The sequence below is a fragment of the Campylobacter sp. BCW_6461 genome (assembly GCF_001762735.1).
GTDB classification, from domain to species: domain Bacteria; phylum Campylobacterota; class Campylobacteria; order Campylobacterales; family Campylobacteraceae; genus Campylobacter_D; species Campylobacter_D jejuni.
The window spans coordinates 117119-128834 of record NZ_MJXJ01000028.1; the positions used below are offsets into that span (position 1 = coordinate 117119).

Consider the following 11716-nt stretch of genomic DNA (forward strand, 5'->3'; position numbering starts at 1 on the left):
CCTTATTTAGCGTATTCTACAGCTCTAAGTTCACGTATAACATTGACTTTAATTTCACCAGGATATTGCATTTTTTCTTGAATTTCAGCTGCTATTTCCTTAGCTAAAAGTACACTTTCATCATCATTAACAAGCTGAGCATTGGCTATGACGCGAATTTCTCTTCCGGCATTGATTGCATAGGCATTTTTAATTCCTTCTTTACTTTTAGCGATATCTTCTAGCTCACTGACTCTTTTTAAGAAAGCTTCTAACACTTCTCTTCTAGCTCCAGGTCGTGCAGCACTTAAAGTATCTGCTGCACAAACAGCTGCTGATTCTATGCTTGTAGCTTCTTCGTGTCCATGATGTGCGTAAATAGCATTGATTACTACAGGATGCTCTTTGTAGCGTTTGCAAAGTTCTGCACCTAAATCCACATGAGATCCTTCAAAATCATGGGTTAATGCTTTTCCTATATCATGTAAAATTCCCGCACGACGTGCTAAATTCTCATCTCCACCACACTCAGCAGCAATGATTCCTGCAAGGTGAGCCACTTCCAAAGAATGTGCTAAAGCGTTTTGTCCATAGCTTGCTCGGTATTTGAGTTTTCCTATGAGTTTTACAATTTCAGGGTGTATTTTATTTAAACCTAGATCCATAACTATGGTTTCGCCTTCTTCTAGAATGGCACTATCAAATTCTTTACACACTTTTTCGTGAATTTCTTCTATGCGCGCGGGTTGAATTCTGCCATCTTCAACTAAAAGTTCTATAACTTTTGTAGCAATAGCACGGCGATAAAGATTAAAACAACTTACTATAATAGCACCTGGTGTATCATCGATGATAATATCAACACCTAAAACCATTTCCAAGGTTTTAACATTGCGCCCTTCTTTACCAATGATACGTCCTTTAAGTTCATCGTTTTTAATGTTAATAACATTGATAAGTCTTTCAGCTGCAAATTCACCTGCAAAACGAGAAGTAGCTTGAGCAATGATGAAATTAGCTTTTCTTTTAGCTTCATTTTTTGCTTCTTCTTCATATTTTCTTACTATATGTGCAATTTGCTCGCGAGAATTTTCTTCTACTTTTTTAAGAATGATTTCTTTGGCTTCATTTTGTGTAAGTCCTGTCGAATGTTCTAAAATTTTTAAAACATCGTCAAGTTTTTCTTGATATTTATTTTTTAATTTATCAACATCAGATTGTAAGTTTTGAATGTGTTTTTGTGACTTGCAAAGGTATTCTTTATCTTCTTTTAGTTTTTCTTCTTCTTGCTGAAGTTTTTGTTCTTTTTTAGAAAGATCATCAAATTTTTGATTAAAATCTTTTTGAATTTTGTGAGTTTTTTCTTCGTATTTTTTTTTAACTTCTAATTCTGCATTAAGAATTGAATTTTTTGCATCTTTTAAAATAAGCTCCGCTTCGTATTCTATAGCTTTGGCTTTAGCTTTGGCTTGTTCTACGAAAATTTCATATTTGGCATCATTGATTTTTTTTGCAACTAAATATCCTATACCGAGTCCGACTATAGCGGCTATAAGTGCGATAAGTGATTCTATCATTTTTTCTTTCTTTCTTGTAATATTTTTTATAAGGGTTTATGTATAATTTTCCTGAAATATCATGCTTTTGTGTTAGATTATTTTGACTTAAAGCATCTATACTTTGGACAAATATTATATGAGGCTTGTAATTTAAATTTTCAAAAAATCTATCATAAAAACCTTGCCCATGTCCTATTCTTTTTAAATTTTTATCGACGCCAATTACAGGCACAATAGCTAAATCAATTTTTGCTTTAAAAAAAGAATCTATAGGCTCTAAAACCCCAAACCTTTTTTTAATAAAAGGCAATCTTAATTTTACAATTTTTAAACTTTTATCTTGCATAAATGGAACAAAAAGTTTGTAATTTTTATTTAGAATATGGCGAAATTTTATTAAGTTTGGTTCATAATGCAAAGGAATAAAAATTAAAATATTTTTAGCTTTAAATAGCTTTATTATTTTAAGACATTCTTTAAATATTTTATAATCTTGTTTGAAATTTAGTTTTGAATGTTTGAAAAGGCGTATTTTTTGCAATGCCCTAAAATCTGTTTTTTCCATTAATATGCCTTTAAAAAAATATTATCTTATGTATGTTATAATTTTAGCATTTTTATAAAGAAGAATAAAGGATTGATAAATAATGAAGATTAAAAAAATACTTTTACTAGTGGCAATATCTTGTTTGTTTGTTGCTTGTAGCAATGATAAAGAAAAGCAGCAAAATGATGTAAATTTAAGCACCGAGGCAAGTATAAATCAAAGTGATGATATGAATTTTAAACTTAATTTGATTGATGGAGGATCAATTTCAGTTAAAAAAGAAAATACCGTTTTAAATTTCAACGATGAAGATAAGGCAACTTTGTTTGTATTTTTTACCACTTGGTGTACCCCTTGCATTGCTGAAATCCCTCATCTTAATAAATTACAAGAAAAGTATAATAATGATTTTAATATAGTTGGGGTTTTATTAGAAGATAAATCTAATGATGAGATTCAAAAATTTATAGAACAGCATAAAATATCTTATAAAGTCGCTAATGGTGAAAATAACTATCTTTTAGCTAAAGCTTTAGGCGGGGTAAATGGAATTCCTACCATGTTTCTTTACAACAAGCATTCTAAATTGATTAATCAGTATTTAGGGCTTATTCCTGAAGAAATGCTAGAAATTGATATACAAAAGGCTATACTTTAATGTTTAATTTTTTTAAAAAAGGACTTGCAAAAACTCTTGAAAATATTGTTGGAGTTAAAGGAGAGAATAAAAAGATAACCAAAGATTTGCTTGAAGAAATTTTGCTTGAAGCAGATGTAAGTTATGAAATAGTTGAAGAGATAATTTATTATTTACCACCTCAAAATGAAGTAAAAAAAGAAGATTTAAAGCGTGTTATGGGTTCTTATTTTCTTTATGAAAAAAAAGAAACCAATCAAGAAAAACCTTTTGTAGAGCTTATTTTAGGAGTAAATGGAGCAGGAAAAACAACAAGTATTGCCAAGCTTGCTTATTTATACAAAAACCAAAATCAAAAAGTGATTTTAGGAGCGTGTGATACTTTTAGAGCAGGTGCGATTGAGCAATTAAAACTTTGGGCGCAAAAAGTGGATGTAGATATAGTTTTAACTGCACAAGGGCATGATCCTTCAGCGGTTGCTTTTGATACCATTTCTAAAGCAAAAGCAAAGGATTTTGATAGAGTTATTATCGATACAGCAGGGCGTTTGCAAAATCAAAAAAATTTAGCTCATGAGCTTGAAAAAATTGTAAGAATTTCAAACAAAGCTTTAGAAGGCGCACCCCATAGAAAAATTTTAGTTTTAGATGGAACACAGGGAAATGCTGGAATTTTACAAGCTAAAGCTTTTAATGAGCTTGTAAAACTTGATGGTGTGATTATCACAAAGCTTGATGGGACAGCTAAAGGGGGTGCACTTTTTAGTATAGCAAGAGAGCTTGAGCTTCCTATTTTTTATGTAGGCGTGGGTGAGCAAATGACGGATTTGCAAGAATTTAATGCAAATGCTTACTTAGATACTTTATTAGATCCTATTTTTGAATAATGGCAAAAAATAAAGCACTTTTTGAATGTCAAGCCTGTGGAAATCAACAAAGTAAATGGCTTGGAAAATGTCCTGATTGTGGAGCTTGGGATAGTTTTGTAGAATTAAAAGCTGAGCGGATTAAAGTTTTAAAAGAGCTTGCACAAGTTAGTATGAAAACAAGTGAAGCTGTTTGTATTGAAGATGTGGAGTTAGAACATTTTACAAGATACAGCACAGATGATAATGAGCTTGATTTGGTTTTAGGTGGAGGGCTTGTTGAAGGTTCTTTAGTGCTTATAGGCGGAAGTCCAGGTGTGGGAAAATCTACGCTTTTGTTAAAAATTGCTTCAAATTTAGCTAAACAGGGTAAAAAAGTGCTTTATGTAAGTGGCGAAGAAAGTAAAGCCCAGATTAAATTAAGAGCTGATCGTCTTGAGGCTAATACTCCGAATTTATTTTTACTTACTGAACTTTGCCTTGAAAATATTTTAGAAGAATTGCACAAAAAAGATTATAGCATTCTTATCGTTGATTCTATACAAACTCTATATTCAAATAAAATCACTTCAGCAGCAGGAAGCATCACTCAGGTGCGTGAGATTACTTTTGAACTTATGCGTGTTAGCAAGGCTTATAATATCAGTACTTTTATCATAGGGCATATTACTAAAGAAGGTGCTATAGCAGGGCCTAGGGTTCTTGAGCATATGGTAGATGTGGTGCTTTATTTTGAAGGAGATGCTACTAAAGAAATCAGACTTTTAAGAGGCTTTAAAAATCGTTTTGGTGGAACGAATGAAGTAGGTATTTTTGAGATGACTGCTAAGGGTTTGATCAGTGCAAAAGATTTGGCAAATCGTTTTTTTACTCGTGGAAAGGCTATTTCAGGAAGTGCTTTAGGTGTTGTGATGGAAGGATCTCGTGCCTTGGTTTTAGAAGTTCAAGCTTTAGTGTGTGAAAGTTCTTATCCAAAACGCAGCGCTACAGGATATGAAAAAAATCGCTTAGATATGCTTTTGGCTTTGCTTGAAAGAAAACTTGGAATTCCTTTAGGGCATTATGATGTATTTGTAAATATTAGCGGCGGAGTAAAAGTAAGTGAAACTGCTGCGGATTTGGCTGTGGTTGCTGCGATTATTTCAAGTTTTAAAAATCGCCCTTTGAGCAAAGATAGTATTTTTATAGGAGAGCTTAGTTTAAATGGAGAAATTAGAGAGGTTTTTAGCCTTGATACGCGTTTAAAAGAAGCTAAAATGCAAAAATTTAAAAATGCCATTATTCCTTCTAAGCCTTTGGAAGATATAGGGCTTAAGTGTTTTGTTGCCAAAGAACTTTCACAAGTTTTAGAATGGATGTAAATTTTCATTAAAATATAAGTAAGATTTTGCTAAAATTCCGAGTTTAGAATAAAATTTTTGAGGAAACCATGAAAGATTTATTTTTATTTAGCTCTTTGCTTGATGCAAGTCATACTTTTTCTTATTTTTTTCACATAGGTTTGGTAGCTTTAATTGCTGTTATAGTGGCTATGATGGCTACTCGTTCTATGCAACTTGTTCCACGCGGTATGCAAAATTTAGGCGAGGCTTTTTTAGAGGGAGTTTTATCTATGGGTAGCGATACCATGGGAAGTGAAAAAGGTGCAAGAAAATATCTTCCTTTGGTTGCAACTTTGGGGATTATAGTGTTTTTTAGTAATATTATAGGCATAATACCTGGTTTTCACTCTCCAACTGCAAGTTTAAATTTGACTTTGTCCTTGGCTATTATAGTTTTTGTATATTATCATTTTGAGGGTATTAGGGCACAAGGTTTTGTAAAGTATTTTGCTCATTTCATGGGACCTATTAAACTTTTAGCTCCTTTGATGTTTCCTATAGAGATAGTCTCTCATCTTTCTCGTGTGGTTTCTTTGTCCTTCCGTTTGTTTGGAAATATTAAAGGTGACGATTTATTTTTGATGGTAATTTTAGCTTTAGTTCCTTATATAGCTCCACTTCCTGCTTATGTGCTTTTAACTTTTATGGCATTTTTACAAGCTTTTATTTTTATGATTTTAACTTATGTATATTTAGCGGGTGCAACTGTTGTTGAGGAAGGTCATTGATCTATATTTTAGAATTTTTCAAAGGTGCATCTTTAGCTTTAATGCTTTTTGGCGCACTTTTCTTCTTTTTTAAATATAATTCTTTTTTCTATCTTTGCTTGGGTATTATACCAGGTTTGCTTTTATCTTTAATTTTTGTTTTACTTATAGAAAACCATAAGCTAAAAAATGAAAATAAGTTAAGATAAAAGCAAAAAATAGTTTATTTTCTAAGCATGAAGCTCTTCTTTAAGCAAATGCTTTACAGCTTCATAAATTTTAATAGCCGCTTTGGATTTATTCATAGTATAAAGATGAATTCCATCTACGCCACTTGTGATTAAATCGACAATTTGATCGCAAGCATAAGCGATACCTGCATCTTCTAAAGCCAAAGCATTATTTTCATATTTTTCTAAAATTTTAACAAATTTAGGAGGGATTTTAGCTCCGCAAAGTTGAGAAATTTTTAAAACCTGTCTTTTGTTAGTAATAGGCATAATACCTGCGTAAATAGGTATGTCAATACCTGCTAAAGCACAATTTTGTTTAAAAGTATAAAAATCTTCATTATCGTAAAAAAGTTGAGTAATGAGCTTGTCTGTTCCTGCATTTACCTTAGTTTTAAGATGGTGTATATCCTCGATGAAATTTTTAGATTCATTATGTTTTTCAGGATAGCATGCGGCATAAATTTCAAAGTATTCTTGTTTTTTTATAAAAGAAATTAAATCACTAGCATAAGAAAAATCTTTACTTTTTTCTAAATTTTCACATATATCGCCTCTTAGAGTAAGAATTTGATTAAGATTTTTTTCTTTGCATTTTTGAAGTATCTGAGTGATTTTTTCTTTACTAGAATGGATGCAAGGTAAATGCACTATGCTAGGAATTTGATATTCTTCCTGGATTAAGCTTGCAACTTCTAAAGTATTTTGTGAGTTAATAGAGCCTCCAGCTCCAAAGGTTACGCTGATAAAATTAGGGCTTAATTGCCCTAAATCATCTAAGATAGCATGAAGATTTTTGATATTTTCATCCTTTCTTGGTGGAAAAACTTCAAAAGAAAAACTACACATGAAAACTCCTTATAATTGTTCTCGTATTTTTTGCGTAGCCGTAACTAAATTTTTAAGAGAGGCTATAACTTCTTCATAGGCTCTTGTTTTAAGTCCGCAGTCTGGATTGATCCAAATTTGCTCCTTAGGTAATTTGTTTAAAATTTTTTCTATAGTTAAACTTAATTCTTCTACGCTTGGAACTCTAGGGCTATGTATATCATAAACTCCTGGTCCCACCTCAGTTTTAAAACGAATAGCTTTTAGGGTATCTAAAAGACTTAAGTTTGATCTTGAAGCTTCAAAAGAAATCACATCAGCATCCATAGCGTCAATTTCTTTTAAGATATCACTAAATTCACTATAACACATATGAGTGTGAATTTGAGTTTTAGCTTTTACCCCGCTATGCACAAGATTAAAAGCAGGAATAGCCCAATCTAAATACTCACTATGCCAATCACTTTTTCTTAAAGGTAGTTTTTCACGCAAAGCCGCTTCATCAATTTGTATGATTTTTATACCTGCATTTTCAAGATCTAATACTTCATCTCTTATAGCTAAGGCAATTTGCTCAGTGCTTTCTTTTAGACTGATGTCTTCTCTTGGAAAGGACCAATTAAGTATGGTTACAGGTCCAGTTAGCATACCTTTTACGATTTTTTGACTTAAACTTTGTGCAAATTTAGACCAAGCTAAGGTAATAGGCTTTGTGCGTGATACATCACCCCAAATTACAGGAGGCTTAACGCACCTTGTGCCATAGCTTTGAACCCAGCCATTTTGAGTAAATAAAAAGCCCTTTAAATTCTCTCCAAAATACTCCACCATATCATTTCTTTCAAATTCTCCATGCACTAAAACATCAAGTCCTATTTCTTCTTGAATTTGTATGCATTCTTTGATTTTTTGTTGGTTAAATTCAGTGTAGTTTTGAGCTGAAATTTTTTCTTGCTTAAAGGCAAGGCGATTAGATCTTACATCAGCACTTTGAGGAAACGAACCTATGGTTGTGGTTGGTAAAAGAGGGAGTTTTAAAAATTCTTTTTGGATTAAGGCGCGTTCTTTAAAACTAGGCGTTCTGGTAAAATCTTCTTTTTTTAAAGCCTTAAGCCTTGCTTTGACTTTTTCATCTAAACGCTCTGGGATATTTTTAAAAAGCTCTTGATTGGCTCTAAAGAGCGGATTTTCTTCGCTAGAATTTAGAATTTCTTTTAAATCTTTAAGTTCTTGAAGTTTTTCTTTGGCAAAGGAAAAAAGTTTAAGATAGTTTGAATCTAATTTGCTTTCAAATTCAGTGCTATAAGGCACATGTAAAAGTGAGCAAGAAGTGTTTAAGATGATATTTTGTGTATATTTTTGAAGCTCTTTAATAAGCTTTAGGCTTTTAGCATAATCATTAGTATAGATATTTTTGCCATTAATAAGACCTGCAAAAAGGATTTTATCTTTAGCAAAGCCGTATTTTTGAACTAAGGCTAAGCTTTGTTTACCTTCGATAAAATCAAGACCCAAAGCATCAAATTTGCTTTCTAAAAGTTTAGGATAAATATCTCTTAAGTCTCCAAAATAGCTTTGAAGTAAAATTTTAAGATCTTTTTTGTGATTTAAAAGTTCTTGGTAAAATTCTTCAAACAAAGCGATATCTTCCTTGCTTAAATCATAAACCAAATAAGGCTCATCAAGTTCAAGCCATGTCACTTTAAGTTCATTTAGTTTATCAAAAAGCTCTATGTAAGCGTTTAAAAGCTTTTCTTTGGCGAGTTTTTGAGTTTTTTCATCTTTAAAGGCAATGAGCTTAAAAAGTGTGAAAATGCCTATTAAAACAGGCTTGCTTTCTATGCCAAGCTCTTTAGCTTCGAGATATTCTTTAAAAATTTTATCCCCTGTTAAAGCTATAATATCAGCATTATCGCACTCAGGCACCAAATAATGATAATTTGTATTGAACCATTTTTTCATTGCTAAGGCTGTAACATCTCCATTTTCTCCTTGATAACCTCGACTTTGAGCAAAGTATTCATCTAAAGCATCTAAATTTAAATTTTTATACTTTGTATGAACAATGTTAAAAAGCACAGCTGCATCTAAGACATTATCATAAAGTGAAAAATCATTACTAGGGATAAAATCAATGCCAGCTTTTTGAATTTCTTGCCAGTGTCTAATCCTTAAATCCTTAGCACTCTTTAAAAGCTCCTCTTTAGAACTTTGGTTTTTAAAGTATTTTTCAATAGCAAATTTTAATTCTCTATTTGCACCTATTCTTGGGTAAGAAATGATTGAATTTTTCATATTTGTTCTCCTTAAAATGTAGGGATTAAAGCACCCTGATATTTTTCTTCTATAAATTTTTTAACTTCATCGCTTTGCAAGGCCTTTACTAGGGCTTTGATTTTAGGAAGGTTTTCATTACCTTCTTTAACGGCGATGATATTGCCATATTCACTATATTTACTTTCTGTATAAAGCCCATCTTTTACAGGGTTTAAACCTGCTAAAATAGCAAAATTGCTATTAATAAGAGAATAATCTACATCATTTAAACTCCTTGTAAGTTGAGCGTCTTTTAACTCTACAAATTTAAGCTTCTTAGGATTTTTAGTGATATCTAAAGGAGTGATGAGCTCATTATCCTTAACTTCTATAAGTCCTTTGCTTGCTACAATGCGTAAAGCACGGCTTTCATTTGTAGGATTATTGGGTATAGAAATGCTTTGTCCTTCCTCTGGGTTAAATTCTTTATATTTTTTTGAATACACTGCCATAGGTTCTATATGGATACTGGCAACTTTTACAAGATGGGTGCCTTGCCTTTGATTGAATTCTTTTAAATAAGGTTCATGCTGAAAATAATTAGCATCTAACTCACCATTTTCAACCATTACATTAGGGATTACCCCATCATTAAATTCATAAATTTTTAAATCATAACCTTGTTTTTGAAGTGCTGATTTTATAAATCTTAAAATATCTGCATGAGGTGTTATAGAAGAGCCAACTTTAAGTTCTTCATTTGCCCATGCAAAACCGGTAAAAAGAGTAGCGACGCAAAAAGCTTTAGTAAATAAAGTCATTTTTTCTCCTTTATGCAAAACTAAATTTTTCTATCAAGTCACTATGATAAATACTTGCTACATCAGGATGAGAGCGTATCATTCTTTTAAAATAATTACTTGCAACATTTCTTAAAAGTGGATTTTTAGGATCAGTATCCACACCTTTGCTTTCTTTGGCAAGCTCTGGATTTAACTTAAAAATAGGTATATCCTTATCAAGTTGCACTCCAAGAAAATAAGCTATGCTAAAGCGTTCTTTTGGGCTTAAATTCACGCGGTGAATAGTAGCTTTTAAATAGCCATTGGTAGCTAGTTCTAAAAATTCTCCTATATTAACTACAACGCTATTTTCAAGTGGGGGTATACTAAGCCATTTACCATCTATAAAAGCTTCAAGTCCACTTTGTTTTTCTTGAAAAACAAAAGTGATAAGCCCACCATCTTTATGTGAACCTACGCCTTGAGTGATATTTTTTGAGCTTTTTGGATAATGTATGATTTTACAATGTTCGTAAGAATTTTCTCCATAAAGTTTATCAAAAGCATTGCTAGGTAGATCAAGAGCTTGAGCAAAGGTTTTTAAAAGCTTTAAACAAGCTTTTTTGGTTTGTTTGTGCCAAGTTAAGAAAGTTTTTTTAAGTTCTGGAATTTCACTAGGCCAAAGATTAGGACCTTCTAGTCTTTGCCATAAGGGTGAGTTTAAATTCCAGTTTAAAGCATCTCTTTCTGTGCCTATATCCAGTTGTTCTCTATAATCCTTAGTTCCTGCTGTGTATTCAAAACCTTCGCTAGTATAACCTCTAAATTGAGGAGAATGTACCATAGAAATAAGCTCTTTCGAACTTCTAGAAAGATTAAAAAATTCTTTGCCAAGTTTGAATAATTTCTCGTTTAAATTTTTATCTATACTGGTATTGATAAGATAAAAAAAACCTATTTTAGAAGCAATTTCTCTTAAATTTTTAAGAAAAGTGCTTTTATCTTTTTCATAAGCTTGTAAATCAAGTATAGGTAAATTCATTTTTGCTCCTTAAATTAAAATTAAGGATAAGAAGATATTTTGAATTAAATTTTATTAGAGAAATTTTTGTAAGTTAAGATTTTAAATGAGTATTTTGAAAAAATAAACTTTTTTGACTTTCTTACACATTATATCTCCTTATCCACTTTTTGGACCTTTGGAAACATAATGTTAAGCCAAAGGACGCACTAGATACTACACATCTCGCACATCAGTTTCATTTTTTCTCCTTTTAAAATAATAAAATTTCAAAATCATATATAAAAATATATTAATTAAAGCTTAATCGTTTAAAAAATAAAGATTCTTTTTAAGCATTCTCGAGTTTTAATTCTTTGTTATTCATTATGCTAATACCTAGATTTAAAACCTTTTGGGCAATTTGTTTGGCTTCATCTAAAGAATGCATTGCGCAAGTTCCGCATTGATAGATATTAAGTTCAGGAATTTTGCTTTGATCGCTTACGCTTAAAACATCTTTCATAGCTTCTTCCCAAGCTTTTGCAACACTTTTTTCATCTGGTGTTCCAATTAAACTCATATAAAAACCCGTGCGACAACCCATAGGTGAAATATCAATAATTTCAACTGAATTTGAATTAAGATGATCTCTCATAAATCCTGCAAATAAATGTTCTAAGGTATGAGTACCTTTTTCGCTCATAATGTCTTTATTTGGTATGCAAAAACGCAAATCAAACACGCTAATATCATCACCCTTAGGTGTTTTCATAACTTTAGCTAAACGCACAGCAGGAGCTGGCATTTTAGTATGGTCAACTTTAAAGCTGTCTAATAATGGCATTTTAACTCCTTAAATATAAATTGTCTAAGAATTATAGCATTTAAAGTTAATATTTAAAGCCTTTCTAAAAGAAAAAAAGATAAAATAAAACATTTA

General features: G+C 31.5%; 12 protein-coding genes. 5 read left to right on the plus strand and 7 right to left on the minus strand.

Going from position 1 to position 11716, the window contains the following annotated elements:
- Positions 1-2: 2 nt before the first annotated feature.
- Entirely contained in the window at positions 3-1556 is a 1554-nt protein-coding gene (rny, locus tag AJ882_RS08970; RefSeq protein WP_002867373.1) for a ribonuclease Y, read from the minus strand.
- The gene (locus tag AJ882_RS08975) at positions 1477-2103 is read right to left on the minus strand and encodes a 5-formyltetrahydrofolate cyclo-ligase (protein WP_002860439.1); all 627 of its coding nucleotides are present in this window, start codon (positions 2101-2103) and stop codon (positions 1477-1479) included. The genes rny and AJ882_RS08975 overlap by 80 nt, the downstream gene beginning before the upstream one ends.
- An 82-nt stretch (positions 2104-2185) precedes the next feature.
- On the opposite strand from AJ882_RS08975, the gene AJ882_RS08980 reads away from it, so the two are divergent.
- The 5 genes from AJ882_RS08980 (at position 2186) to AJ882_RS09000 (ending at position 5886) form a co-directional block, all read left to right on the plus strand.
- Positions 2186-2743 carry a TlpA family protein disulfide reductase gene (locus tag AJ882_RS08980; protein ID WP_002867374.1) on the plus strand — a complete coding sequence of 186 codons (558 nt, stop codon included), beginning with the start codon at positions 2186-2188 and terminating at the stop codon, positions 2741-2743.
- Positions 2743-3609 (plus strand): signal recognition particle-docking protein FtsY, encoded by an 867-nt coding sequence (gene ftsY, locus AJ882_RS08985; RefSeq protein ID WP_002856218.1) that lies wholly within the window; start codon positions 2743-2745, stop codon positions 3607-3609. Before AJ882_RS08980 ends, ftsY begins: the two co-directional genes overlap by 1 nt.
- A complete protein-coding gene (radA, locus tag AJ882_RS08990) occupies positions 3609-4949 on the plus strand; it encodes a DNA repair protein RadA (protein ID WP_002856363.1) in 1341 nt (446 codons plus the stop codon). The genes ftsY and radA overlap by 1 nt, the downstream gene beginning before the upstream one ends.
- Before the next feature lie 68 nt (positions 4950-5017).
- The gene (locus AJ882_RS08995) at positions 5018-5698 is read left to right on the plus strand and encodes a F0F1 ATP synthase subunit A (RefSeq protein WP_070279752.1); all 681 of its coding nucleotides are present in this window, start codon (positions 5018-5020) and stop codon (positions 5696-5698) included.
- Positions 5695-5886: a membrane protein gene (locus AJ882_RS09000; protein ID WP_002852856.1), complete on the plus strand. Its 192-nt coding sequence runs from the start codon at positions 5695-5697 to the stop codon at positions 5884-5886. The genes AJ882_RS08995 and AJ882_RS09000 overlap by 4 nt, the downstream gene beginning before the upstream one ends.
- A 21-nt stretch (positions 5887-5907) precedes the next feature.
- Here the strand turns inward: AJ882_RS09000 and metF are convergent, their stop codons facing one another.
- From metF to luxS, 5 genes are all read right to left on the minus strand, one after another.
- Positions 5908-6756, minus strand: coding sequence for a methylenetetrahydrofolate reductase [NAD(P)H] (gene metF / locus AJ882_RS09005; RefSeq protein ID WP_011049900.1), 849 nt, complete (start codon positions 6754-6756; stop codon positions 5908-5910).
- 9 nt (positions 6757-6765) lie between these two features.
- Entirely contained in the window at positions 6766-9030 is a 2265-nt protein-coding gene (gene metE, locus AJ882_RS09010) for a 5-methyltetrahydropteroyltriglutamate--homocysteine S-methyltransferase (protein WP_002860435.1), read from the minus strand.
- Between the two features lie 11 nt (positions 9031-9041).
- The gene (locus AJ882_RS09015) at positions 9042-9812 is read right to left on the minus strand and encodes a MetQ/NlpA family ABC transporter substrate-binding protein (RefSeq protein ID WP_002855781.1); all 771 of its coding nucleotides are present in this window, start codon (positions 9810-9812) and stop codon (positions 9042-9044) included.
- A gap of 10 nt (positions 9813-9822) precedes the next feature.
- Positions 9823-10815: an isopenicillin N synthase family dioxygenase gene (locus AJ882_RS09020; RefSeq protein WP_002867376.1), complete on the minus strand. Its 993-nt coding sequence runs from the start codon at positions 10813-10815 to the stop codon at positions 9823-9825.
- A gap of 310 nt (positions 10816-11125) precedes the next feature.
- A complete protein-coding gene (gene luxS, locus AJ882_RS09025) occupies positions 11126-11620 on the minus strand; it encodes an S-ribosylhomocysteine lyase (RefSeq protein ID WP_002860433.1) in 495 nt (164 codons plus the stop codon).
- Positions 11621-11716 lie beyond the last annotated feature (96 nt).